Raw genomic sequence first — 23,571 nt, 5'->3', positions numbered from 1 at the left:
GCCCGCGCCGCCCGCGCCGCCTGCGCCGCCCGTGTCACCCCCGTCACCCGTCGCACCCCCGTCACCCGGGGTGCCGACCGCCGCCGCCCGCCCGGCGCCGACGATCCCTGCCCCCGCGGTCCCGGTCGACGAGCTCACTCGACGCTCCGACGTGGTGCCCACCCCTCCGCCCGCTCTCACCGGTGGCTGGGCGCTGCGCAGCACCACCGGGGTGCTGGTCGAGGTCGCGGGGGAGACCCTGCTCGGCCGCGACCCCGACCCGACACTGCGCCCCGGCGCGGCGATCGCGCCCCTGAGCGACCCGGAGTTCACCGTCTCCAAGACCCACGCCGCGGTGGGCCTGCACGGCTCCACGCTGTGGCTGGAGGACCTCGATTCGACGCACGGTGTCGTCGTACGCCGGCAGGGGGACGAGATGCGGATCGAACCGCGTTCCCAGACGCGGCTCCTGGTCGGCGACACGGTGGTGCTCGGGGCCTTCGCGCTGTCGGTGGAGGCACGCTGAGGATGGAGATCTGGGAGGTCGGCCAGGACGAGGCGGAGATCGAGGGACTGCTCCCCGACGGCACGCCCGACCCGGCGTACGCGAAGGCGATCGGGCTCGTCCAGGCGCCGTTGGAGCGCCGGGTGGCGGCGTCGCTGATCGACGTCGCGGGCTGGCTGGTGCTCCAGATCCCCTGCCTGATCCTGACCCTGCCGCTGGTGCTCAAGCTGGTGCGCGGGAAGATCAGCTGGTTCGGCTTCACCCACCATCCGCACTTCGTGCTGGCGATGGTGGTGCTCGGGGCGACGGCGGTGCTCTCGCTCGCGTACTGCGTCGCCAACGTGCTGCTCAATGGTGCCCGCGGCGTCACCCTGGGCAAGGGGATCGTCGGGCTGCGCAACGTCAACGTCCGCACCCTGGAGCGCCCCGGGATCGGCAGAGCGCTGCTGCGCGTGCTGGTGATCTGGGCGCCGGCCGTGGTCGTGGTCGGGCCGATCCTGGTGCTGATCACGCCGCTGTGGGACTCCACCGGCCGCAACCGGGGCTGGGCCGATCTCGCCGCCGGCACCTGGATGGTCGACATCCGCGCCGGCCTGCACCCGTACGACGTCAAGCGGATGCGCATCGCCCGCAAGACCCACACCGCCGAGCCCGTCGACCCCCGGGCGCCGCTGCCCTCGCTGACCTCGGCCGACGCCGGCCCGGTCTACCGTCCGGCCGGTCGGGTCAGCGCCGGTGTGCTCGGCTCGACGCCGGCCGGCGACCTGCGCGGCACCCCGGCACCGGCACGGGCGCGGACGCCGCTGATCCCGCCGAACTACGAGCCGCCGCGCCGGGTGGCGCCGCTGCCGCTGTGGCTGGTGCTCGACACCGGGGAGCGGATCGAGGTCGGCACGGCGCTGCTGCTCGGCCGGGGCCCGGTCTCCTCAGAGGCCACCGCCGGTGCCACCCCGGTCGCGGTCGCCGACACGACGTACTCGGTCTCCAAGACCCACCTGCTGGTGCGCCGCGGCACTGGCGCAGGTGAGGGCGTCGAGGTGGTCGACCAGGGTTCGACCAACGGCACCGCGATCATCCGCGACGGCGTCGAGCGCCTGCTGACGGCGGGCCAGCCCGCCCGTGCGGTGCTGGGCGACACGATCAGGTTCGGCGAGCGCACGCTGCAGGTGCTGCGTGCGGAGGAGAGCGCATGAAGGTCAAGTTGACCCTGCACCGTCACACCGGGGAGGCCACCGACGTGGTGGTCACCGCTGATTCGACCGCCACGGTGCACGACGTGGCTCGCCGGATCGCCGAGTCCGACCCGGTCGGCTCGCTCGCAGCCGGGCCGCGCGACGTGCTCACCCTGGCGGTGGCGCCGCCGACGGCCGAGCGGCTGGAGCCGCTGGTCTCGACGCTGCCGATCGGCGAGGCCCCGATCGGCTCGGGCTTCATGGCGGCGGTGATCAACCTCGGCCCGCAGGCGGCCGAATCCGGCGCCGGTGGCGAGGTGGTCGGCGCCCTGGTCGCGGTCGAGGGTCCGTTGCAGGGCCAGGAGTTCCCACTGCGACGCGGTCACTCGGTGATCGGGCGGACCAACGTCAACGACATCGTCCTGGCCGACCCGGTGGTCTCCAAGACCCACGCCCGGCTCGAGGTCGGCGCCACCGTGGAGCTGGTCGACCTCAACTCGGCCAACGGGATCAGCGTCGACGGCGTCCAGGTGCAGCGCTGGACCGTGGTGCCCGGCACCCCGTTCGTGCTCGGCAGCACCACGCTGGTGCTCCGCCTCACCGAGGATCTCCAGGCCAGCATCGAGGACCGGATCCTCGAGCGCGGCGGCGGCCTGCTGTTCAACCGCAGCCCGCGAGTCGACGCGCGCTACCCAGGCACCCTGTTCAAGGCGCCGAACCTGCCCAAGGAACGGCAGAAGAAGCTGTTCCCCTGGATCATGCTGGTCGCCCCGATCATGATGGCCGGCGCGATGTACCTGCTCAACGGCAACCCGCGCTCGCTGCTGATGATGGTGATGACGCCGATGATGGCGTTCGGCAACTTCATGAACCAGCGGATGGCCACCGGCGGCCAGGAGCAGCACCAGTTCACGCTCTTCGAGCGGCAGTTCGAGGAGCTGGAGGAGAAGTTCTACTACGCCAAGCCGGTCGAGGAGGAGGCCCGCAACCGCGAGGTCCCTCCGGTCGCCGACGTCTTCGACGAGGCGATGCGGCTGGGCCCGCTGCTGTGGACCCGACGTCCCGAGCACTGGAACTTCCTGGCGGTGCGGCTGGGGGCGTGTCGTGCGCCCTCGCGCAACGCCATCGAGGAGGGCTCCGAGGCACCCGACGGTCTGCCGGAGTACGTCGACCGGCTGGACAAGCTCCGTGAGCGGGTCCGGTACGTCGACGACGTACCGGTGCTGGAGACGTTCGCCAGTGCCGGCTCCCTCGGGGTCGCCGGACCGCGGGCGGCGGCGGCCGATGCGATGCGCGGTCTGGCGGTGCAGATCTTCGGGCTGCACGCCCCCAACGACGTGGTCACGGTGGCGTTCACCGGTGCGGACTGGATGCCCGAGCTGGAGTGGCTCAAGTGGCTGCCGCACACCACCAGCGAGACCAGCCCGTTCAAGGAGTTCGCCCTGGCCGACTCCGCCCCGGCGGCCTCGACGCTGCTCAACGCCCTGGAGGCGCACGTCTCGCGCTTCGCCACCGAGGCCGAGCCGCGCGGGCCGTACTCGGAGGCGTGGAGCCCGATGCTGTTCGGCACCGACGTGAAGCGGGCGGCGGAGGAGGACGAGGTCAGGCCGCCGGTCTCGGTGATCGTCTTCGTCACCGACGACGCTCCGGTGGACCGGGCCCGGCTGCGGGCGATGCTGGAGCGCGGCCCCGACGCGGGCATCCACGCGGTCTTCATCGGTCCCTCGGTCGAGGCGCTGCCGGCGTCGTGCCGCAGCTTCGTCGACGTCACCGACGGGCTGGAGAACGCCACCGTCGGCCTGGTCCGGGCCGGCGAGGAGTACCGCCCGGTGGTGCTCGAGGGCGTCTCGAACGACTACATGTTCATGCTGGCACGACACATGGCGCCGGTGGTCGACGCCAGCGTCGTGGTGCACGACGACTCCGACCTGCCCGCCTCGGTGCCGTTCCTGGCACTGGTCGGCTCCGAGATCGCCAGTGAGGCCTCGGCCGTGGTCGAGCGCTGGCGGCAGAACAACACCATCCTGGACCGCACCAGCGCGCCGCGGAAGCGGCTGAAGAAGGCCGGCAGCCTGCGCGCCATCATCGGTCAGGGCGCCAGCCACGCGATGACGCTGGACCTGCGCGCGGAGGGACCGCACGCCCTGGTCGGCGGCACCACCGGCGCGGGCAAGTCGGAGTTCCTGCAGGCCTGGGTGCTCGGGATGGCCACGGCGCACAGCCCCGACCGGGTGACCTTCCTCTTCGTCGACTACAAGGGCGGCTCGGCCTTCGCCGACTGTGTCGACCTGCCGCACTGCGTCGGTCTGGTGACCGACCTCAGCCCGCACCTGGTCCGGCGGGCGCTGACCAGCCTGCGCGCCGAGTTGCACCACCGTGAGCACCTCTTCAACCGCAAGAAGGTCAAGGACCTGCTGGAGCTGGAGAAGCGCCAGGACCCCGAGACCCCACCGGCCCTGGTGCTGGTGATCGACGAGTTCGCGGCCCTGGCTGGCGAGGTGCCCGAGTTCGTCGACGGCGTGGTCGACATCGCCCAGCGTGGGCGCTCCCTGGGGATCCATCTGATCATGGCCACCCAGCGTCCCGCGGGCGTGATCAAGGACAACCTGCGCGCCAACACCAACATGCGGGTCGCGCTGCGGATGGCCGACGAGAACGACTCCGTCGACGTGGTCGACGATCCGGTCGCGGCGAGCTTCCCGGCGTCCCTGCCCGGTCGCGCGATCGCGAAGACCGGACCTGGTCGGCTGGTCCCGTTCCAGTCGGCGTACGCCGGCGGCTGGACGACCGACGAGGAGGACGACCACACCGAGATCGCGGTCGCCGAGCTGCGCTTCGGTGCCACCGCGCCGTGGGAGCCCGACGGTGACGAGGAGTCCGACTTCCACGACGCCGACCTGGGACCGAACGATCAGAAGCGGATCGTGCAGAACCTGATCCAGGCCGCCGACGTGGCCGGGCTGCCGGCCCCGCGACGGCCGTGGCTCGACGACCTGCCCGAGCTGATCGACCTGGCCGCCCTGGCGCACGAGGGCGATGCCCGGATCCCGTACGCGATGGTCGACATGCCCGAGGGGCAGAGTCAGGACGTGGTCACCTTCGACGGCGACCGGGACGGCTCGATGGTCGTCTACGGCACCTCCGGGTCGGGCAAGACCACGCTGCTGCGCACTCTCGCGACGGCGGCCGGGATGCGCCCGGACCTCGGGCCGGTGAGCGTCTACTGCCTCGACTTCGCCTCCGGTGGCCTGGCGGTCCTGGAGCGGCTGCCGCACGTCGGGTCGATGGTCGACGGCGACGACACCGAGCGAATCCGCCGGCTGCTGCTCACCCTCGACGCCGAGATGGACCGCCGTTCGGCGACCTTCACCGCGGTCAACGCCGCCGACCTGTCGCAGTACCGCCAGCTCGCCGACCCCACGCTGCCGCGGATCCTGCTGCTGATCGACAACTTCGGTGAGTTCCGCAAGGACTGGGAGTACGCCGCCGCGCGTCAGCCCGCGTACCGCGCGTTCCTGCGGGTGCTGACCGAAGGCCGCCAGCTCGGCGTCCACACGGTGCTCACCGCCGACCGGTCCAACGCCATCCCGACCGGGGTGGCGGCCAACGTCGGGCGCCGGATCGTGCTGCGGCTGTCCGATGAGAACCAGTACATGATGATCGGGGCGCCCAAGGACATCCTCGACGACACCTCGGCTCCGGGCCGGGCGATCATCGACAAGCACGAGGCCCAGGTCGCTGTCCTGGGCGGCACCTCGAACACGGCCGACCTGGCGCGTGAGATCGACGCGCTGGCGACCCGGCTGCGCGAGGGCGGGGTGCGCGAGGTCCCCGAGATCGGGGCGCTGCCGACCAAGGCTCCGATCGCCGACCTGCCCGCCACCGTCGACGGGGAGCCGGTCCTCGGCCTGTCCGACGAGACCCTGGCCCCGTTCGGCTTCGACCCGATCGGCACGTTCGTGGTGACCGGTCCACCGGCGTCGGGCAAGACCACGATGATGAAGTCCCTGATCATCGCGATGGAGCGCTTCGACCCTGACGTCCGGATGTACCACTTCGGCGGGCGCCGGGCCGAGCTGCGCGACTACCGGCCGTGGGCGGGCAGCGCCAGCCGCGAGGACGACGCCAAGCAGCTGGCCACCGAGCTGACCGAGATGCTGCTCGACGACGCCCCGTCCGGTCGGATCCTGATCGTGATCGAGGACGTCCCGCACCTGGGCGACGGTGCGGCCGAGCGGGCCGTGCGGGCGATGTTCAAGGCGGTGCGCGACTCCGACCACATGCTGATCGGCGACGCTGACGTCAGCCGCGCCACCGCCGGTGTCGGCGTGATGGGGGACTGGAAGTCGATGCGGCAGGGGATCGCGCTCAAGCCCGACACGTACGACGGCGACGCCATCTTCAAGACCGCGTTCGGCAAGGTCAAGCGGGCCGACTTCCCGGTCGGGCGGGGCATCTTCGTCCAGGCCGGGCGGGCGACGACCGTGCAGACGCCCTGGGTGGAGTGAGCCCCGCCGGGGGCGGCACTGGGGAGGGGAGTTCTCCCCATTGCTGGACGGCGGGGCGGATGTGAGGGTCATAGAGGGGCCGGATCTCGGGATCGGCCCCACACACTCTTTCAATCGCTCACGTGAGGAGACAGCTGATGGCTGACCAGGAACTTACTTATGACGACATCGACGCGGCGGCCGACAAGCTCGACAGCGGCAAGGAGGACATCGCCTCGCTGCTCAGCGAGCTGCGCAGCCTGGTCTCGGAGCTGACCGAGTCGAGCTTCAGCACGAACTCCGCCTCGGTGGCGTTCCTGGACTCCTACGAGGAGGTCAGTGACGGCCTGGAGTCGGCGCTGGAGGCGATCCCGTCGATGGCGACGTCGCTGCGTCAGATGAAGACGGCGTTCGAGGACCTCGACTCCAGCCTCGCCTCGTCCTGATTCGTTGTGGTTCGGGGCCGGCGACGTGGACAGTCGCCGGCCCGCACCCATGAGTGAGGGAGTTGTCCCGTGGGAATGATGCTTCCCGACGAGCTGATCTGGATCATGGACAAGCTCGGCTTCGAGTGGCCCGACATGGACGAGGACGAGATCCATCGCGGCGCCACCCTGCTGCGCCAGTTCGCCTCCGACCTGTCGGACACGATCAACACCGTCGACCAGCGGATGAACATCGACGTGGCCCAGGCCTCGTCGTCGAAGGCCGCGCTGGCCTTCATCGACGGCTGGAACCAGACCCGTTCGCAGAACCTGCAGCAGATCGTCGACGTCGGAGAGCCGGCGGCCACCGGCGTGGACATCTTCGGTGACGCCGTACTGGCGCTGAAGATCAAGGTGATCGCCGACGTCACCATCACCGTCGCCCAGGTGGCCTCCGCGCTGGCGAGTGCGTTCGTCACCTTCGGGGCCGGTGCTGCGGTGGCGGCCGGACTGATCCTGGCCCGCAAGGCCGCTCTCAACGCGCTGGTCGACATCGCGGTGGAGGAGCTGATGGGGCAGGTGCTGCCCCTGGTGATCGAGCCGCTGAGCGAGCACATCCCCGGCGTGGTCAACGCACTGCTGGACTCGCCGATCGTGGCCGGTGCGGCCAGCGAGCTTGGCGAGTTCACCGCCGACCTCAACGCCCTGGAGGGCGTCTCCTCCGACCTCGCGCTGGCCTCGGCCGACCTGGACTCCCTGACCTCGAACTTCATCGCCAGCATCACCTCGCTCAACATCAGCGGGTCCTGATCGATGTCAGCACTGAAGAAGCACCTCGACGACGTCGTCGAGGCGATCGTCAGCGGGTTCCGCCATGCGGGTGACGGGATCTCGACGAAGGTCGGGCACATGCGCACCCACGCCTCCGACGTGGTCAGCCAGCTGAAGAAGCTCGACATCGAGCTGAGCAGCAAGGTGCACGGTCCGGGCGGGGTGCCGAAGTCGAAGGTCGACGGGATCGTCGAGATCCACAAGCCGCACCGACCCGACCCGCACACGTACATGACGGACGCCGAGATCGAGAAGCATCTCGCCCCGTTCCGTGACACCGGTGCGGTCCGCTTCACCACCCAGTCGTCCCTGGACAAGTACGGCTCGATCGGCCCCGAGGGCGGCACCTACGTGATGCCCAAGGGTGAGCTCGAGTCGCTGATGAACTCCGCAGGTGACGACCTGGGTAAGGTGGAGAACGCGCTCGGCCTCAACCCCGGCACGCTGAAGGACTCCGACACCGTGCTGGTCTACATTGCTCCTGAGGATCTCGACGGGCTCCGTGTGCCCGACGGGAACGAGCTGGGTGCCAACGAGCACTGGATCCCGCGGGGGAAGACCTCCGGCGGGATGCCGGAGGCCACGATCAACGCCCCGGGCTCGCTCCCGTACAGCCTGATTTCGATCGGAGATTGACGATGAAGTTCACCATCGGGCCCAAGATCACGCCGGCTGCCGACACCCGGGTCAACGACGAGAACCACCTCTACGGCACCGGCTGGGTCGCGGTGCGCACTCCCGAGGGCTGCACGCTGTCCTGGGACGGCGGCGAGCTGATGTCCCAGGACGTCACCGTGGCGATCTCCGAGGAGGAGTTCGAGCGGCTGCGGGCCGAGCCGGCGGCGTTCTACGACATCGCGGTGGAGCACGACCCGAACGCCGGTCCGCGGGACTGACGGCTGCCGTGATCCTCGACGAGGAGGCGAGTCGGGCCGTCGTGGCCTATCTGGGCAAGGGCACCTCCTCGTGGCCGCGCGCTGACGTCGGCGCGGCGATGGAGGCTGCGACCGTGACGGACCCCGGACGGCTCGCCAGTGCGACGGCGGCGCTGGTCGAGGAGTGTCTGGGCATCACGGTGGACTGGCTGTCGGTCTCGCTGAGTGAGGGCGGCGACCAGGTTCGGGAGGAGATGGCTCGGCGACATCCACAGCTGGGTCCGTCTGCTCTGGAGGCGCTGCGGTGGGCCTTCACCTACCACTGGCGCTGATCCTCACGCGGTCGTCGTGACCGAGGCCGGCCCCGTCGGGGAGAGCGGGAGGGGAGTTCTCCCCATTGCTCGGGGGTGGCGCGGTGTGTGAGGGTCATCGGGGGCCGGATCTCGGGAGCGGCTCCCACAAGCCTCTGCGGGGTCGGTACTCGGGTGACCGGCCCCGCAGATGCTGGCGCAGCACAAGGCAGGACTCAGCAGCGGGGTGAGTGGGATGGCGACGAGTTACTGGTACGACGTGGCCTCAGGTCAGGTGGTCTCCTCCGGCACCCGGGAGAGCGACGTCTGGCTCGGCCCGTTCTCCACGGTCGAGGAGGCCCAGGAGGCGCCCCAGACCTTCATCGCCCACGCCACCGCCTGGCTCACCAGCGAGGACGGGCAGCGCTACCTCGCGCTGGCCCAGGAGGAGCACGGCGAGGTCGAGGGGCTGGACCTCGACGCGCTGCGTGACCTCGGCGGCCGGTCCTGACCGGCCGGAGCTGAACGGTGGCGGTGCGCGGGCGCACGCGGATGCGGACGACCGGCCCGGTGGCCGTCGCCGCTGCGGTGGTGCTCGGTCTGGTGACGGCCTGCGGTCCGGCGATGCCGACCTCGGTCGCCGGCGGCAGCGAGGTCACCGTGGGGTGGGCCGGCGGTGTCACGACCACCAACGCCGCCACCGCCAAGGCCGGCAGCAGTGACCTCGAGCTCGCCTCGCTGACCCGCGCCCAGTTCGGCCAGATCGTCGGCGGCACCGTCGAGGCCGACCGCACCTTCGGCACCGCCTCGATCGTGCGCAGCGCGCCGTTCACGGTGCGCTACGACCTGGCCTCGCCGGAGTGGTCCGACGGCATCCCGATCGACGCCTCCGACCTGCTGCTGGCCTGGGCCGCCGGGTCGGGCGGCGAGCACGGCTTCACCCCACGCGAGGACGACCTCGCCCACAGCGACCGGCTGGTCCGGTTCGACGAGTCCCATCGGGCGATCGAGGTCTCCTTCGCCACCCCGGAGCCGGAGTGGGCCACCGCCCTCCAGGTCGCCGTCCCGGCCCATGTGGTGGGCCGGCTCGCCTTCGGCATCGGCGACCCGATGGAGGCCAAGAAGAAGGTCGCCGACGCGATCCGTGACGGCGACACCGCCGCGCTGGCGAAGATCGCCGCGGCCTGGAACACCGGGTTCGCGCTCACCGCAACCGACACCCCCAGCCGGCTGCTGCTCTCCAGCGGCCCCTACCGGATCAGCAGCGTCAGCGGCACCGGCGCGGACCAGCAGGTGACGCTGGTGCCGAACCGGCACTACCGGGGCCCGCAGGCGCCGACGTACGCGCGCATCGTGCTCCGTGGCCAGCCCGAGGCCGACCGGCTCGCTGCGCTCGGTCACGGCGACGACGTCGTGGCGCTGACCCCGACGCGCGCCCTCAGCGGGCCCGTGACAGCACTGGAGCGCCGCGACTACCACGTCACCACGGCCGGCGACGGCACGCTCTGGACCGTCGTGCTGCGCGGTGACGGCGGGCTGTTCGACGGACCGAAGGCCAGCACCGCATTCCTCAGCTCCCTGCCGCGCGGCGCGATGATCGACGCCGGGGGAGCGGGCTGGGCCAAGGCGTACGCCGCCTCGGACTCGTTCCTCTTCGCCCCCGGCTCCAAGGCCTACGAGCTGGCCGTCCAGGACAATGGGTACACAGCCCGGCTCGGCAAGGCCGGCAGTGGCACCGAGGCGATCACGGCGGCCGGGCTCCAGCCGGGAACCCGGGTCTGCGTGGGCTACGACACCGGCAGCGAGTTCGCCCGGGCCGCGGTCGCCGCGATGCGCACCGGGATGGCCGAGGCGGGCTGGACGATCACCGACTGCGGCAAGGCCGGCCTGACCCGCCTGAGCGACAACCCGCGCGCCGACGCCGTGCTGATCCGGGTCCCGATCCCCGACGACCCGACCCAGGTCGCGGCGCTGTGGGGCGGGGACCACGCCCTGCCCGGGCTGAGCAGCAACAAGCGGGACGCACTGCTGGCCAAGCTCGCCGTCGAGACCGATCCGTACGACGCCCGCGACCTGCGCATCGCGATCGAGCGGACCCTGGTCGAGGAGGCCCTGGCGGCCCCGATCGCGACGAACCCGCGCCTGGCCGTCACCCTGCCCACCGTGGACGGGGTGAAGCTCCGCCCCGGCGCGGGGGCCCTGCTCGGAGGCGCTGCGGAGTGGAGCCCGCAGAAGTGAGCATCCCCGGGCGCCCCGACTGGGTGCTGAGCCCACTGACTGAGACAATGGGGTCATGACTTCCGTAGTGATCATTGGTGGCGGGCCGGGCGGTTACGAAGCGGCGCTGGTCGGTCGCCAGCTCGGCGCCGAGGTCACTCTGGTCGACTCCGACGGGATCGGCGGCAGCGCCGTCATCACCGACTGCGTGCCGAGCAAGACCCTGATCGCCGCCGCCGACCTGATGTCGGAGGTGGCTCGGGCCAACGATCTCGGGGTGGTGCTGCGCAACGGCGAGCACCCGGTCGGCAAGATCACCAGCGACCTGACCGCGATCAACCACCGGGTCAAGGCGCTCGCCCTGGAGCAGTCGGCCGACATCGAGGAGCGCCTGGTCGCCCACGGTGTGCGGGTGATCAAGGGCCGCGGTCGCCTCGACGGCCCCGGCGCGGTGATCGCGACCGCCCCCGACGGCACCGAGGAGCGGATCGAGGCCGACTCCGTCCTGGTCGCCACCGGCGCCCACCCGCGCACCCTCCCGACCGCCGTCCCCGACGGCGAGCGGATCCTGACCTGGGAGCAGGTCTACGACCTGACCGAGACCCCCGAGCACGTGATCGTGGTCGGCTCCGGCGTCACCGGTCTGGAGTTCGCCAACGCCTACCTCTCCCTGGGCATCCCGGTCACCCTGGTCTCCAGCCGCGACCGGGTGCTGCCCGGCGAGGACGCCGACGCTGCCGCGGTCCTGCAGGACGTCGTCACCCGCCAGGGCATGACGGTGCTGGGGGAGTCCCGGATGGAGTCCGTCGTCCGCGACGGCGACACCGTCACCGTGACCCTCCAGGGCGGCCGTCAGGTCACCGGCAGCCACGTCATTCTGGCGCTGGGCTCGATCCCGAACACGGCCGGGATCGGTCTGGAGGAGGCCGGCGTCGAGCTCGACAAGGGCGGCTTCATCTGCGTCGACCGGGTCTCGCGCACCAACGTCCGCGGGGTCTACTCCGCCGGCGACTGCACCGGTGTCTTCATGCTCGCCTCGGTCGCCGCGATGCAGGGCCGGATCGCGATGTGGCACCTGCTCGGTGACGCGGTCAGCCCGCTGGACGTGTGGAAGGTCTCCTCGAACGTCTTCACCTCGCCCGAGATCGCCACGGTCGGCACCACCCAGAAGCAGGTCGACGAGGGCAAGTACGCCGCCGACTCGGTGCTGCTGCCGCTCTCGACGAACCCGCGCGCCAAGATGAAGGGCCTCGAGGACGGCTTCGTGAAGCTCTTCGTCAGCCGCGGCGACGGTCGTGTCGTCGGCGGCGTCGTGGTCGGCCCGAACGCCTCGGAGCTGATCCACCCGATCTCGGTCGCGATCAAGGGCCGGATGTCGGCCGACGACCTCGCCGGTGCGTTCACCGTCTACCCGTCGCTGAGCGGGTCGGTGGCCGAGGCGGCGCGCCGCCTGCACCACGTCGACTGAGACCGGTCCCAGACACCCGGCGCAGACACCCGGCGCGGCCACCCTGGCGCTGCGTTCCCGACGCCCCTGCGCCGCCCTCCGAGGGCGGCGTGGGGGCGTTCTGCGTGTCCGGGGGAGCGGGGCAGAACTACATCTGTGTAATTCGCTGGCTTATACCTCTGCGGCTGGACAGCCCTCGGTAGACACGCCGTAGAATCCCAGGAGTTTTCAACTTTCTCAGGAGTCACAGATGTCCCGCCTGTTCCGAGTCACCCCGGTCAGCCACGTGATCGCGGTGCTCCTGCTGCTGCTCGCCACCGTGCTCGTCCTCGGCCCCGCCGGTGCCGGCACGAAGTCCTCGGCCGGCGCCAAGCTGGCGGTCCCCCACGACGCCGTGCTCAGCCTGTCGGGGCGTGGCTACGGCCACGGCCGCGGCCTGTCCCAGTACGGCGCCGAGGGCGCGGCCCGCCAGGGCCTCAGCGCCGCCCAGATCCTGTCGTTCTACTACCCGGGCACCACGCTCGGCACCCAGACCGGCTCGATCTCGGTGCTGATCGGCGCCGACACCAGCCCCGACACCCGGGTGAAGGCACGCTCGGGTCTGATCGTGCGCACCAGCAACGGCAAGACCACCTGGAACCTCGCCGCGCTGCGCCCGACCGCCACCCAGTGGCGGCTCAACCCGCTGAGCGCGACCCGCACTGCGATCGCCTCCAAGACCGCCACGTCGGGCTGGAAGCGGCTCACCGTGTCCACCTCGACCCTGGAGTTCTGGGCCGGCAACGCGCCCATCACGCTGGTGATGCCGTCCAAGAGCACCGCCTACCGCGGAGCGCTGCGCAACGCGCCGTACTCCGGCCGTGACCACGACACCGTCAACGTGGTGTCCCTGGAGGACTACCTCAAGGGTGTGGTCGCCAGCGAGATGCCGGCCAGCTGGAAGCCCGCCGCCGTCCAGGCCCAAGCCGTCGCGGCCCGCACGTACGCCGTCTACAGCCGCGCGCACACCTCCAAGAGCCGCCAGTTCCAGATCTGCGACTCGACCGCCTGCCAGGTCTACAAGGGCGTTGCGGGCGAGGTCGCGGCGGCGACGGCCGCGATCAAGGCGACCGCCGGCAAGACCCTGATGTACGGCGGCAAGCCGGCGTTCACCCAGTTCAGCTCCTCCAGCGGCGGCTGGACGGTGGCCGGCACGGTCGCCTACCAGAAGGCGATGGCCGACCCGTATGACAACTGGACCGGCAACAGCCAGCACTCCTGGACCGTGACGATCAACCCCGCCACCGTCGCCCGCGCCTGGCCCAAGATCGGCAGGCTCACCGCTGTGCAGGTGCTCTCCCGCGACGGCAACGGTGACTGGGGCGGCCGCGTGCTCAGCCTCCGGCTCACCGGCTCGACCGGCACCACCACCGTCGACGGCAGCACCTTCCGCAGCGTGCTCGGCCTGAAGTCGACCTACTTCACCGTCGGCGTCACCGAGCCGACCGTCAGGAAGAAGTAGCGCCCAGCAGCCGGGCCAGCGACGTCGCGGGGCGGCCGGTGAGATCGGGGATCGTCGAGCTGACGGTCGCCAGCTCACCGGCCGCGATCGCGGTGTACGTCGACACCCACGCCTCCACCTGCCACGCCGGTGCCCCAGAGGCCGCCCGCGAGGCGAACGCCTCCTCGACGGTCTCGTCGTGGAACGTGATCGGGCGCCCGGTGACCTCGCTCAGCACCGCCGCCACCTCGGCCAGGGTGAGCGCCTCGGGGCCGGTCAGGTCGTAGCTGCGATCGCGGTGCGCCTCGGGGGAGACCAGCACCGTCGCGGCCACCCGGGCGATGTCGTCCTGGGCCACGGCCGCCACCCGACCGGTGCCGGCCGGGCCGCGCAGCACGTCGTCGGCGCCCACCATCCCCGGCAGGAAGTCGGCGTAGAGGCTGTCGCGCAGGAACGTGAACCCCAGCCCCGAGTCCCGGATCGCCTGCTCGGTGGTCCAGTGGTCCCGCGCCAGGGTGAAGGTCGCCTCCGGAGAGGCACCCAGGAACGAGATGTAGACCAGATGCCGTACGCCGGCCTCGGCCGCCGCCGCGATGAACGTGCGGTGATCGGCGACCCGGTCCGGGGCCTCGGCCGCCGAGACCATCAGCACCGTGTCCAGGCCGCTCAGCGCCGCCCCGACGGCCCCGTGGTCGCCGTACGAGGCCTGCACGACGCTCGCCAGCGGGAGCGTCGGCGCACGCTCGGGGGAGCGGGCCAGCAGACGCTGGGGCACGCCCTGGTCGGCCAGCAGGCGGGCGATCCGGCCGCCGAGGTGGCCGGTGGCTCCGGTGACGCCGATCGGTGTCGGTGCGGGAACGGTGGACTCCATCGCTCCACCCTAGATCGCCGCCGTGAACGCACGGGTTCGAAAACGACGGGGCCGGGACGGGGAGGCCCCGTCCCGGCCCACGCCGGATGACTGTGGATCAGTCCTTGATCTCCGCAATGACCTGCCCGTTGGTGACCGTCGCACCGACCTCGGCCGCCAGGCCGGTGATCGTGCCGGCCTTGTGCGCCTTGAGCGGCTGCTCCATCTTCATCGCCTCGACGACGACCACGACGTCGCCCTCGGCGACGACCTGACCCTCCTCGACGGCGATCTTGACGATGGTGCCCTGCATCGGGGCGGCGACGGCGTCACCGGAGACGGCGGCGCCGTGCTTCTTGCCACCGGCACGCTTCGGCTTCTTCGCGGCGCCCGCAGCGGCACCGGTCCCGATCCCGCCCAGTCCGGCCGGGAGGACGACCTCGATGCGCTTGCCACCGACCTCGACGACGACCTTCTGCTTCTCGCCGGCCTCGTCAGCCTCGCCCGCCTCGCCGGCGTACGGCTCGATGGTGTTGTTGAAGTCGGTCTCGATCCACGTCGTGTAGACGTCGAAGGAGCCCTCGCCGGTCGGGTTGGACGAGGCCACCCAGGCCGGGTCGTTGACGATGACCTCGTCGAACGTCAGCGCGGTGGGCATGCCGTCGACCTGGAACTCGGCGATCGCGCGACGCGAGCGCTCGATGGCCTGGGTGCGGTCGCGACCGGTGACGATCAGCTTGGCGATCAGGGAGTCGAACGAGCCGGGGATGGTCTCGCCGACCTCGTAGCCGCCGTCGACACGGATGCCGGGGCCCTGCGGCGGGTTCCAGACGGTCAGGGTGCCGGGCGCCGGCATGAAGTTGTTGCCGCCGTCCTCGGCGTTGATCCGGAACTCGATCGAGTGCCCACGGATCTCGGGGTCGTCGTAGCCGAGCTCCTCGCCCGCCGCGATGCGGAACATCTCGCGGACCAGGTCGATCCCGGTGACCTCCTCGGAGACGCAGTGCTCCACCTGGAGACGGGTGTTGACCTCGAGGAAGGAGATCGTGCCGTCGGCGGCGACCAGGAACTCACACGTCCCGGCGCCGACGTAGCCGGCCTCCTTGAGGATCGCCTTGGAGGAGGAGTACAGGCGCTCGACCTGCTCGTCGGTCAGGAACGGCGCGGGCGCCTCCTCGACCAGCTTCTGGTGGCGACGCTGCAGCGAGCAGTCGCGGGTGGAGACGACGACGACGTTGCCGTGCGCGTCGGCCAGGCACTGGGTCTCGACGTGACGCGGCTTGTCCAGGAACTTCTCCACCAGGCACTCGCCACGACCGAAGGCGCTGATCGCCTCACGGGTCGCGGACTCGAACAGCTCGGGGATCTCCTCGATCGTGCGGGCGACCTTGAGGCCACGACCGCCACCACCGAAGACGGCCTTGATCGCGACCGGCAGACCGTGCTCGGTGGCGAAGGCGACGATCTCGTCGGCACCCTTGACGGCGTCCTTGAGGCCCGGGGCCAGCGGGGCGCCGGCAGCCAGCGCGATCTGCTTGGCCTTGGCCTTGTCGCCCAGCGCGTCGATCGCGGCGGGGGACGGGCCGATCCAGATCAGGCCGGCGTCGAGGACGGCCTGGGCGAAGAGGGCGTTCTCGGCCAGGAAGCCGTAGCCCGGGTGCACCGAGTCGGCGCCGGAGCGCTTCGCGACGTCGATGATCTTCTCGATCGACAGGTAGGAGTCGGCCGGGGTGGCGCCTCCCAGGGAGTAGGCCTCGTCGGCCAGTCGCACGAAGAGTGCGTTCGCGTCGGGTTCGGCGTAGACCGCCACGGACGCGATTCCGGCGTCCTTCGCAGCGCGGATGACCCGGACTGCGATCTCGCCTCGGTTGGCGATCAGGACCTTCGACAGCGGCTTGCTCAACGTGACTCCTCTAGTTCTCGGAACCCGCCGAGTCTAGAGGGAATAGGGCCCGGGCGGGTGTGGCCGCTATCACATTTCCGACGAGCGGGACCACAGAGACGGCCAGCGGTACCCCAACGCTACGGTCAGCTCGCGGACCAGTGGCAGGCTGACCCCGACGACATTGTGGAAGTCGCCCTCGATGCCGGTGATGAAGGCCCCGCCCAGACCGTCGACGGTGAAGGCGCCGGCCACCTCCAGGGGCTCGCCGGTGGCGACGTACGCCGCGATCTCGGCGTCACTGATGTCGGCGAAGTGCACCGTGGTGCGCGCGAACGCCCGCTCGGTGCGCCCGTCGGTGGCGTCGATCAGGGTGTGCCCGCTGACCAGGTCGGCACTGCGACCGCGCATCGCCCGCCAGCGTTCGACGGCGATCTCAGGGGTGTGCGGCTTGCCCAGCGCCTCGCCGTCGAGCTCCAGGACGGAGTCGCAGCCGAGCACCAAAGATTCCTTCGGCAGCTCCCGGTGAGCGAGAACCGCGCGGGCCTTGAGGGTCGACAGCTCCAGGGCCAGCGCCGCCGGCTCGAGGCCGGAGAGCTGGTCCTCGTCGACCCCGCTGACGATCACGGTGGGCTCGATCCCCGCCCGCCGCAGTGTCGCGAGACGGGCAGGGGACTGCGAGGCGAGGACCAGCGATGTCATGTGCGCTCGGAGAGACTCGAACTCTCACTGGCCAGGACCTAAACCTGGTGCCTCTGCCAATTGGGCTACGAGCGCGGCACAGCGGAGTCTAGGGCGTCAGCGCCGAGCGATCTTGCGCAGGAGGGTGAACCCGACCAGGACACCGACCACGATGCCGGCGGTCTTCACGATCACGTCGGTCTTCGGCTCGCCGGTGACGGGGTCGACGAACTTCGCCTTCACCGTGGCGACCTGGCGCGAGGTGATCGTCTTCGGGTTCGACCGATAGAGCAGCTCGTCGATGGTGCCTGCCAGCCGCTCGCGGATCTCTTCGATCTCACGTTCCAGGCTGGCGTTGCTGTCCTTGGTCATAGGTCTCAACCTATCAATCCCCGCTAGGTTGGGGCCATGACTTCGGAGACGACGCGCCTTGCCGTGGGCGATGTGGCCCCTGCCTTCACCCTGACGTCCGACACCGGTGAGCAGGTCAGCCTCGCCGACCTGCTCGGCGGCGGCGCCTCGAAGGTGATCGTCTACTTCTACCCGGCCGCGATGACGCCCGGCTGCACCAAGCAGGCCTGCGACTTCACCGACTCCCTCGACGCGCTCCAGGCGCAGGGGTACGCCGTCGTCGGGATCTCCCCGGACAAGCCGGAGAAGCTCGCCAGGTTCCGTGAGCGCGACGGGCTGACCATCACGCTGCTCTCCGACCCGTCCAAGGAGACCCTGGTCGCGTGGGGTGCCTTCGGGGAGAAGAAGCTCTACGGCAAGGTCGTCGAGGGCGTGATCCGTTCGACCTTCGTGGTCGACGCCGACGGCACCATCGCGTATGCGGCCTACAACGTGAAGGCGACCGGGCACGTCGCGAAGCTGCGCCGCGACCTCAAGCTCTGAGGCCTTCGCCGGCCCGAAGGTGCGGGATCACGCCTTCGGGCGGGCGAAGACGACCGTGTTCGTCTCGTAGTACGAGCCGTTCCAGTCGCTGCACGTGATCAGGACGAGCCGGCCGTGGCCGTGGTCCTGGCCGAAGAGCTCCGCGGACCGGCGGGAGAGCTGCTCCTTGCTCAGCACGGTCGTCGCGGTGACGACGTACGGCAGGGTGCCGCGTTTGGTGACGACGTCGACGCGGTCCCGCTTGGCGAGCCGGCCGAGGTTGTTCATGCTCGCCCCGCCGGTGTGCAGGGTGTGCCCGGTGATGACGATCTGACCTTGCTCGGCGCCCGGCTTGGCACTGGCGTTCCACCAGCCCACCTCGAGGTAGTCCCGCGGCGGATCCAGGGCGTTGTCCACCATCGCGATCGGGACCACCGGAGCACTGACCTTGAGGGAGGGCATCTCCAGACGCATCGGCGCGCCTGCGCTGACCGCCTCCTGGATCGCCGTCGGTGACGCGGCGGCGGGCTCGCTGCCGCCGGGGACCAGGAACGCGCCGATCACCGACCCGCCCGCCAGGACGGCGATCAGGAGCTGGAGTCCGGTGACGCCCGCGGCCAGATAGCGCCCGAGCCGGGCGAACCGCGAAGGGTTCGCCCGGCTCGGGGTGGGTGCTGCGTTCATGCGGTGTGGTTCGCCTCGATCAGCGGCGCAGGCTGCGGCGGAAGCCGACCACGCCGGCACTGGCGCCGGCCAGGGTGAGCCCGGCGAGGGCGGCCAGGGCGAGGGCCGAGGGCCCGTCCTCCAGGGAGCCGATGCCCGACTTCACGTCGCTGGGGGTGGTGACAGCGGTCGTCACCGTGGTGGGCGTCGTGGTCTTCGTCGTCGTGGTGGTGGTCAGGCGGCTGTTCGGGCCACAGCTGACCTGGCCGATCTTGAGGCCGACCAGAGGGCTGCCGATGAAGGACGAGGCGGCGTCGAGGACCTTGAGGTTGAGGGCGGTGACGCTGACCTGGTTGCTCGCCGTGTGGGTCTGCTGGTTCAGCCCGATCGAGAGGATCTGGTTGAGTGGAGCGAGCTGCTCACCGAGCTGGTTGAGGTACGGCTTCAGGATGCCGAGCTGGTCGACCAGGGTGGCCGCCGGGCCGAGCGCGCCGCCCAAGGCGGTCTGGAGCTCGGTCTTGAGGGCGTCCAGGATGGTCTGCACGACGTTGCCGAGCTGGGTGACGACATCGGTGTTGACGCCCGGGTTGGCCGGCAGGTTGAGCAGCGTCACCTTCCCGATCGGCGCAGGCAGGGTGAGGTAGGCCTGGGCGTTGGCGATGTTGGCCGTGCCGCTGGCCGAGGTCGGCGTGGAGTGGCAGCTCGCCTGGACCGCGCCGAGCCCGATGTGGAGGCCCGGGTTGCCCAGCCCCTTGACCACAGTGGTCAGGGTCTGGGAGAGCGCCGTCAGCACCGGGGTGAGGACGGGCTGGAGCAGGTTCTGCAGCGGGGTGGTCAGCTGGGCCAGTACGCCGGTGTTGGACAGCTTCAGACCGGTCAGGTCCAGGGTGCCGGCGTCGAGGTCGATCACGTTGCCGCCCGACAGGCAGGTGCCGGAGTTGCCCACCTCGACCAGGCCGGCGCCGGGGCCCGCCAGGCCGGCGCAGGAGTCGGTGACCCCGTCCTTGCCGATCATCCGGGTGTTGACGTCCTGGGCGGCGACGGCGGTGTTGGGGATCAGGGTCGTGCCGGACAGCGCCGAGACGAGCTGGTTCTTGGTGCCGCTCGTGGTCTCGGTGGTGCCGTCGTTGGACGCGGCGTAGGTGCCGGTGCCGGTGTTGTTGCCGGCGAGGGCGATCTCGAGGGCGGTGGCGCTGCCCTGCGCCACGGGAGTCGCGGCGAAGGCAGGCCCGGTCGCCAACGTAGCGAGGGCAGCAGCTGCCAGTGTGGCGCTGGCTCGGACGAAGAGACGGTGGGTCAACGGAGCACTCCTGTGACAAGCAATGGGACGCCACACACCCCCCGAGGCGTGGCAGTGGACATCTCTCCAACGGGCGAACGCCCTCGGGGTTATGCCCGATCCACTCGTTCTCCACAGAACGGCAACAGCGGATCCTCGTCGCCGGGGGCCGGATGGCCCCGCTGAGCGTGAAGGAGGGTCCTGGGGCCCCGAGGTGTCGCCCCGATTTGAGTGCCCGGTGGGGCGCATGTAATGTTCTCTATGTCGAAAGGCGCGGCCGAGAGGCCAAAGCCGAGAGACAGAGCGCCATTAGCTCAATTGGCAGAGCAGCTGACTCTTAATCAGCGGGTTCGCGGTTCGAGTCCGTGATGGCGTACAGGCAAGGGCCTGACCAGCAGAGATGCGGGTCAGGCCCTTTCTGTCTCCCTGGCTACGCTGCAGTGTGCTTCCGTTCTGGCCCTCCGATGCCGTGCTGATCTCCGTGCAGGCCGCGCTGGTCGTCGGCCTGCGTCCGATCCTCCCGGCGGCGCTGCGAGGGCTGCGCAGCAGTGCCTGGGCCTGGGCGCTCCTCCCGGTCTCCCTCGGCGGCACGATCGCGATCCTGGCCGCCGTACCGTCGCTGGCGCAGGTCTATGCCTGGGTGGCGGCGATCGGGGTGCCGATCCTGGCCGCGGTGGCCCTGGGGGCGGCGTTGCGGCCGCGTGGCAGGGCCGTGTCGCTCGTCGTCGGGCTGGCGGCTGCGGCAGGCCTGCTCGCGGTGGCCTGGGCGGGGGAGGGGCTCGCCGCGCAGGGGGCGGCTGTGGCGCTGACCGCGCTGAGTGCCTCGACGCTGGCGTCGTACCTGGCTCAGCTCGCCCCGTCGGTGGTGCTGCGGGTGGCGCTGGTCGCGATGGCCGTGCTGGACGCCATCCTCGTCTTCGGCCACCTGCTGGAGGGGCCCAACCAGACCCTCAACGCCGCCGGAGCCGGTGCCAGCCTGCCGCACTTCCAGGTGGCCGTCTTTGGCCATGCGCTGATCGGGTACGGCGATCTCTTCGTCGCCGCGGTGCTCGGCTGCGTGCTGGCCGAGGCGACCCGCCCGGCCTGGCCCGCCCGCTGGGTCGGCGCCGTGGTCGTGCTGGCTCTGTCGGCCCTGTTCGACCTGCTCTTCCTGGTGGTCGACTCGCTGCCGGCCACCGTCCCGGTCGCGGTGGCGCTGCTGATCTTCGAGGCCGACCGGGTCAGGAAACGCAGAAGGCGCAGATCCTGAGGATCTGCGCCTTCGCAGTGGGGTGGATGACGGGACTTGAACCCGCGACAACCGGCACCACAAGCCGGGGCTCTACCAACTGAGCTACACCCACCATGAGTCCCGAACGTGTCGTTCAGGACCGAGAAGGAGCATAGGGGAAACCCGTGCTCGAGCTCTAATCGGTGTCGATCTCAGGCGATTCCGGTGATCGATCCGCCGTGCTGCTTGGCGATCTTCTTGGCCGCGTCCGAGCTCGGGCCGGGCTGCGGGACGAAGACGGCGTCGCGGTAGTAGCGCAGCTCCTCGATCGACTCCTGGATGTCGGCCAGGGCGCGGTGGTTGCCCTTCTTGGTCGGCGAGGCGAAGTACGCCCGCGGGTACCAGCGGCGGGAGAGCTCCTTGATCGAGGAGACGTCGATGATCCGGTAGTGCAGGAACGACTCCAGGTCGGGCAGGTCCCGGGCGATGAAGTTGCGGTCGGTGCCGACCGTGTTGCCGGCCAGCGGGGGACGGCTGTCGGTGTCGCAGTGCTCGCGCAGGTAGGCCAGCACGGTCTCCTGGGCCTCGGCGAGGGTGACCCCGGCGTCGAGCTCGGTGAGCAGGCCCGACTTGGTGTGCATGTCGCGGACGAAGTCGTCCATCTGCTCCAGCGCCTCGGCCGGGGGCTTGATGATGACGTCCACCCCCTCACCCAAGACGTTGAGTTCGGAATCGGTCACGAGAGCGGCGATCTCGACCAGCGCATCGGCGGTCAGAGAGAGTCCGGTCATCTCGCAGTCGATCCACACAAGCCTGTCGGTGCGGTCGTTCGAGGTCACACGTGGCACCATACCGTTGGTCGGTTCTCAGGCGTTCCCCAGAAGCACACCCTAGGCTGACGCTGTGAACGAGGCAGCCGTTGTCGCGCAGGAGCGCACGATCCTGGGCTGGCTCGCCGTCGTGGCCCGTCTGATCACCGGTGGGGTGTGGATCTGGGCGGGGATGGACAAGATCTCCAACCCGTACGCCGCTGTGCTGGCCGTGCGTGCCTACGAGATCCTTCCGTCGGGCGCGGCCACCGTGGTCGGCCACACCCTGCCGATCCTGGAGATCGTCGTCGGCGTCGCTCTGGTGCTCGGCCTCCTCACCCGCCTGACCGGCGCGATCAGCCTGCTGCTCTTCATCGCCTTCATCATCGGGATCTCCTCGGTGTGGGCGCGCGGGATCCTGATCGACTGCGGCTGCTTCGGCGGCGGTGGGGTGGACCCGAACGCGGCGAGCAAGTACCCCTGGGAGATCGCCCGTGACGTGGCGCTGGGGCTGCTTTCGATCTTCATCATCTTCTTCGGGAACCGGAGGTGGTCACTGGACCGACTCCTCTTCCGAAGCAGCATCAACATCGACGAGGAGTTGTGATGGCCAAAGAGAGCCCCCAGGAGCGTTCAGCCCGGCTGAAGGCGGAGCGCGCGCAACAGCAGCGCGCCGAACGCAAGCGGAACACCCTGATGGTGGCCGCGGTGGTCCTGGTGATGCTGGCCATCGTCGGCGGCGGGTTCGCGATCAGCAAGATGACCAGCTCCTCGCCGAAGGACTCCGCTGCAGCGGCCTCGGTGGGCAGTGTCACGATCGGCCCTGACTCCGCCGCGCACAAGGTGATCATCTACGAGGACTTCCTCTGCCCGTACTGCGGTGAGCTGGAGAAGGTCAGCCGGGACAAGCTCACAGCACTGGCCGACGCCGGCAAGGTCCAGGTGACCTACCGGCCGTTCAAGCTGCTCCCGTATGACTACTCCCAGCAGTCGCTCGAGGTCTTCCAGGCGCTCGCCCACGACAGCACCGCGGCGGTCGCCAAGAAGTTCCACGACCTCGCCTACGAGAACCAGCCCGCGGAGAGTGGCCCGTACCTGAGCCAGTCCGAGCTGGTCGACCTGGCCGTCCAGGCCGGCGGCAGCAAGGCCGACATCGAGGCCGCGCTCAGCAGCAGCGCGACCAAGTGGGCCAACGAGGCCACCGCGGCTGCCGACAAGGCCGGAGTGCAGTCGACCCCGACGGTGCTGCTGGACGGCTCCGAGCTCACCGGCCGGACCGTCGACGACCTGGTGAACAGCCTGATCAAGGCCATCGGCTGAGCCAGCCCTAGGCTGCTCGCGTGCATATCGAGCAGGTTCGCAAGTACGTTCTCGCGTCGCTGGTCTGCTCGGTGGTGATGGGCCATTCGCTGGCCGTGGCCGTGCTGGGGGTCGCCTCGAAGAATCAGGGCGGCTCCCGGCAGGGCCTGTTCGTGCTCTCGATCCTCTTCGGACTGCTGGGGATCGGTGCGGCCCGCCTGATCAACCGGGCATCGCTGCTGACGCCGTGGCTGCTGTGTGCGGTGATCGTGCCGACGGCGACGTACGTCGTCTATTTCCAGGTGATCAAGGGCTGA

24 protein-coding genes and 3 tRNA genes are annotated in these 23,571 nt (G+C 70.4%); 18 read left to right on the top strand and 9 right to left on the bottom strand.

The window, feature by feature from the left end:
- From Q1V88_RS05920 to Q1V88_RS05865, 12 genes are all read left to right on the top strand, one after another.
- Positions 1–505: FHA domain-containing protein (locus Q1V88_RS05920; RefSeq protein ID WP_300679212.1), on the top strand; the 505-nt coding region annotated here is incomplete at its 5' end.
- A 2-nt stretch (positions 506–507) separates the two neighbouring features.
- Entirely contained in the window at positions 508–1,677 is a 1,170-nt protein-coding gene (locus tag Q1V88_RS05915; protein ID WP_300679209.1) for an RDD family protein, read from the top strand.
- On the top strand, positions 1,674–6,164 hold the full coding sequence (locus tag Q1V88_RS05910; RefSeq protein ID WP_300679207.1) for an FtsK/SpoIIIE domain-containing protein: 4,491 nt from the start codon (positions 1,674–1,676) through the stop codon (positions 6,162–6,164). Before Q1V88_RS05915 ends, Q1V88_RS05910 begins: the two co-directional genes overlap by 4 nt.
- Positions 6,165–6,301: 137 nt before the next feature.
- A complete protein-coding gene (locus Q1V88_RS05905; RefSeq protein WP_300679204.1) occupies positions 6,302–6,589 on the top strand; it encodes a WXG100 family type VII secretion target in 288 nt (95 codons plus the stop codon).
- A 69-nt stretch (positions 6,590–6,658) separates the two neighbouring features.
- Positions 6,659–7,378: a hypothetical protein gene (locus Q1V88_RS05900; RefSeq protein WP_300679202.1), complete on the top strand. Its 720-nt coding sequence runs from the start codon at positions 6,659–6,661 to the stop codon at positions 7,376–7,378.
- Between the two features lie 3 nt (positions 7,379–7,381).
- Positions 7,382–8,035 carry a hypothetical protein gene (locus Q1V88_RS05895; RefSeq protein WP_300679200.1) on the top strand — a complete coding sequence of 218 codons (654 nt, stop codon included), beginning with the start codon at positions 7,382–7,384 and terminating at the stop codon, positions 8,033–8,035.
- 2 nt (positions 8,036–8,037) lie between these two features.
- Complete coding sequence (locus Q1V88_RS05890; RefSeq protein ID WP_300679198.1) at positions 8,038–8,295, top strand: hypothetical protein; 258 nt, start codon at positions 8,038–8,040, stop codon at positions 8,293–8,295.
- 8 nt (positions 8,296–8,303) lie between these two features.
- Positions 8,304–8,606 (top strand): hypothetical protein, encoded by a 303-nt coding sequence (locus tag Q1V88_RS05885; protein ID WP_300679195.1) that lies wholly within the window; start codon positions 8,304–8,306, stop codon positions 8,604–8,606.
- A gap of 214 nt (positions 8,607–8,820) precedes the next feature.
- Positions 8,821–9,075 (top strand): hypothetical protein, encoded by a 255-nt coding sequence (locus Q1V88_RS05880; protein WP_300679192.1) that lies wholly within the window; start codon positions 8,821–8,823, stop codon positions 9,073–9,075.
- Between the two features lie 41 nt (positions 9,076–9,116).
- The gene (locus tag Q1V88_RS05875; protein WP_300679189.1) at positions 9,117–10,802 is read left to right on the top strand and encodes an ABC transporter substrate-binding protein; all 1,686 of its coding nucleotides are present in this window, start codon (positions 9,117–9,119) and stop codon (positions 10,800–10,802) included.
- Between the two features lie 55 nt (positions 10,803–10,857).
- Positions 10,858–12,249 carry an NAD(P)H-quinone dehydrogenase gene (locus tag Q1V88_RS05870; RefSeq protein ID WP_300679186.1) on the top strand — a complete coding sequence of 464 codons (1,392 nt, stop codon included), beginning with the start codon at positions 10,858–10,860 and terminating at the stop codon, positions 12,247–12,249.
- Between the two features lie 229 nt (positions 12,250–12,478).
- The gene (locus tag Q1V88_RS05865) at positions 12,479–13,729 is read left to right on the top strand and encodes a SpoIID/LytB domain-containing protein (RefSeq protein ID WP_300679183.1); all 1,251 of its coding nucleotides are present in this window, start codon (positions 12,479–12,481) and stop codon (positions 13,727–13,729) included.
- Here Q1V88_RS05865 and Q1V88_RS05860 read toward each other — a convergent pair.
- The 5 genes from Q1V88_RS05860 to Q1V88_RS05840 form a co-directional block, all read right to left on the bottom strand.
- A complete protein-coding gene (locus Q1V88_RS05860) occupies positions 13,716–14,579 on the bottom strand; it encodes an SDR family oxidoreductase (RefSeq protein WP_300679181.1) in 864 nt (287 codons plus the stop codon). The genes Q1V88_RS05865 and Q1V88_RS05860 overlap by 14 nt on opposite strands.
- 97 nt (positions 14,580–14,676) lie before the next feature.
- A complete protein-coding gene (locus tag Q1V88_RS05855; RefSeq protein WP_300679178.1) occupies positions 14,677–16,461 on the bottom strand; it encodes a biotin carboxylase N-terminal domain-containing protein in 1,785 nt (594 codons plus the stop codon).
- A gap of 69 nt (positions 16,462–16,530) precedes the next feature.
- On the bottom strand, positions 16,531–17,142 hold the full coding sequence (locus Q1V88_RS05850) for a nucleoside triphosphate pyrophosphatase (protein WP_300679175.1): 612 nt from the start codon (positions 17,140–17,142) through the stop codon (positions 16,531–16,533).
- 1 nt (position 17,143) lies between these two features.
- Positions 17,144–17,217 (bottom strand) — tRNA-Leu (locus tag Q1V88_RS05845).
- A 21-nt stretch (positions 17,218–17,238) separates the two neighbouring features.
- Positions 17,239–17,493 (bottom strand): DUF3618 domain-containing protein, encoded by a 255-nt coding sequence (locus Q1V88_RS05840; protein ID WP_300679173.1) that lies wholly within the window; start codon positions 17,491–17,493, stop codon positions 17,239–17,241.
- A 36-nt stretch (positions 17,494–17,529) separates the two neighbouring features.
- On the opposite strand from Q1V88_RS05840, the gene bcp reads away from it, so the two are divergent.
- Entirely contained in the window at positions 17,530–18,015 is a 486-nt protein-coding gene (bcp, locus tag Q1V88_RS05835; protein WP_300679171.1) for a thioredoxin-dependent thiol peroxidase, read from the top strand.
- Positions 18,016–18,042: 27 nt separating this feature from the next.
- Here bcp and Q1V88_RS05830 read toward each other — a convergent pair whose 3' ends face one another.
- On the bottom strand, positions 18,043–18,678 hold the full coding sequence (locus Q1V88_RS05830; protein WP_300679169.1) for a class F sortase: 636 nt from the start codon (positions 18,676–18,678) through the stop codon (positions 18,043–18,045).
- Positions 18,679–18,697: 19 nt separating this feature from the next.
- Complete coding sequence (locus Q1V88_RS05825; protein ID WP_300679166.1) at positions 18,698–19,957, bottom strand: hypothetical protein; 1,260 nt, start codon at positions 19,955–19,957, stop codon at positions 18,698–18,700.
- Between the two features lie 282 nt (positions 19,958–20,239).
- Here Q1V88_RS05825 and Q1V88_RS05820 point away from each other — a divergent pair.
- Positions 20,240–20,312 (top strand) — tRNA-Lys (locus Q1V88_RS05820).
- Positions 20,313–20,405: 93 nt separating this feature from the next.
- Positions 20,406–21,185: a hypothetical protein gene (locus Q1V88_RS05815; RefSeq protein WP_300679163.1), complete on the top strand. Its 780-nt coding sequence runs from the start codon at positions 20,406–20,408 to the stop codon at positions 21,183–21,185.
- A gap of 18 nt (positions 21,186–21,203) precedes the next feature.
- Here Q1V88_RS05815 and Q1V88_RS05810 read toward each other — a convergent pair.
- Positions 21,204–21,279: transfer RNA gene (locus Q1V88_RS05810), tRNA-His, on the bottom strand.
- A gap of 79 nt (positions 21,280–21,358) precedes the next feature.
- Positions 21,359–21,985 carry an oligoribonuclease gene (gene orn, locus Q1V88_RS05805; RefSeq protein ID WP_300679161.1) on the bottom strand — a complete coding sequence of 209 codons (627 nt, stop codon included), beginning with the start codon at positions 21,983–21,985 and terminating at the stop codon, positions 21,359–21,361.
- A gap of 64 nt (positions 21,986–22,049) precedes the next feature.
- Here orn and Q1V88_RS05800 point away from each other — a divergent pair, with 64 nt between their 5' ends.
- Genes Q1V88_RS05800 through Q1V88_RS05790 form a run of 3 tightly spaced genes read left to right on the top strand, consistent with a single transcriptional unit; the run spans position 22,050 to position 23,571 of the window.
- The gene (locus tag Q1V88_RS05800) at positions 22,050–22,562 is read left to right on the top strand and encodes a MauE/DoxX family redox-associated membrane protein (protein WP_300679158.1); all 513 of its coding nucleotides are present in this window, start codon (positions 22,050–22,052) and stop codon (positions 22,560–22,562) included.
- Complete coding sequence (locus tag Q1V88_RS05795; RefSeq protein WP_300679155.1) at positions 22,562–23,275, top strand: thioredoxin domain-containing protein; 714 nt, start codon at positions 22,562–22,564, stop codon at positions 23,273–23,275. The genes Q1V88_RS05800 and Q1V88_RS05795 overlap by 1 nt, the downstream gene beginning before the upstream one ends.
- 20 nt (positions 23,276–23,295) lie before the next feature.
- On the top strand, positions 23,296–23,571 hold the full coding sequence (locus Q1V88_RS05790) for a transcriptional regulator (protein WP_300679153.1): 276 nt from the start codon (positions 23,296–23,298) through the stop codon (positions 23,569–23,571).

The sequence above is a fragment of the Nocardioides sp. genome, from assembly GCF_030150155.1.
Lineage (GTDB): Bacteria > Actinomycetota > Actinomycetes > Propionibacteriales > Nocardioidaceae > Nocardioides.
The sequence above is the reverse complement of the archived record's forward strand: the minus strand, read 5'-3'. Positions and strand labels throughout refer to the sequence as shown.

Bases quoted from the DNA above. Each gene is read 5' to 3' on its own strand.
- Q1V88_RS05915 (WP_300679209.1), top strand. From the start codon at position 508: ATGGAGATCTGGGAGGTCGGCCAGGACGAGGCGGAGATCGAGGGACTG.
- Q1V88_RS05840 (WP_300679173.1), bottom strand. From the start codon at position 17,493: ATGACCAAGGACAGCAACGCCAGCCTGGAACGTGAGATCGAAGAGATC.
- Q1V88_RS05865 (WP_300679183.1), top strand. From the start codon at position 12,479: ATGTCCCGCCTGTTCCGAGTCACCCCGGTCAGCCACGTGATCGCGGTG.
- Q1V88_RS05870 (WP_300679186.1), top strand. From the start codon at position 10,858: ATGACTTCCGTAGTGATCATTGGTGGCGGGCCGGGCGGTTACGAAGCG.
- Q1V88_RS05850 (WP_300679175.1), bottom strand. From the start codon at position 17,142: ATGACATCGCTGGTCCTCGCCTCGCAGTCCCCTGCCCGTCTCGCGACA.
- Q1V88_RS05910 (WP_300679207.1), top strand. From the start codon at position 1,674: ATGAAGGTCAAGTTGACCCTGCACCGTCACACCGGGGAGGCCACCGAC.
- bcp (WP_300679171.1), top strand. From the start codon at position 17,530: ATGACTTCGGAGACGACGCGCCTTGCCGTGGGCGATGTGGCCCCTGCC.
- Q1V88_RS05795 (WP_300679155.1), top strand. From the start codon at position 22,562: ATGGCCAAAGAGAGCCCCCAGGAGCGTTCAGCCCGGCTGAAGGCGGAG.
- Q1V88_RS05875 (WP_300679189.1), top strand. From the start codon at position 9,117: ATGCGGACGACCGGCCCGGTGGCCGTCGCCGCTGCGGTGGTGCTCGGT.
- Q1V88_RS05890 (WP_300679198.1), top strand. From the start codon at position 8,038: ATGAAGTTCACCATCGGGCCCAAGATCACGCCGGCTGCCGACACCCGG.
- Q1V88_RS05860 (WP_300679181.1), bottom strand. From the start codon at position 14,579: ATGGAGTCCACCGTTCCCGCACCGACACCGATCGGCGTCACCGGAGCC.
- Q1V88_RS05905 (WP_300679204.1), top strand. From the start codon at position 6,302: ATGGCTGACCAGGAACTTACTTATGACGACATCGACGCGGCGGCCGAC.
- Q1V88_RS05830 (WP_300679169.1), bottom strand. From the start codon at position 18,678: ATGAACGCAGCACCCACCCCGAGCCGGGCGAACCCTTCGCGGTTCGCC.
- Q1V88_RS05880 (WP_300679192.1), top strand. From the start codon at position 8,821: ATGGCGACGAGTTACTGGTACGACGTGGCCTCAGGTCAGGTGGTCTCC.
- Q1V88_RS05895 (WP_300679200.1), top strand. From the start codon at position 7,382: ATGTCAGCACTGAAGAAGCACCTCGACGACGTCGTCGAGGCGATCGTC.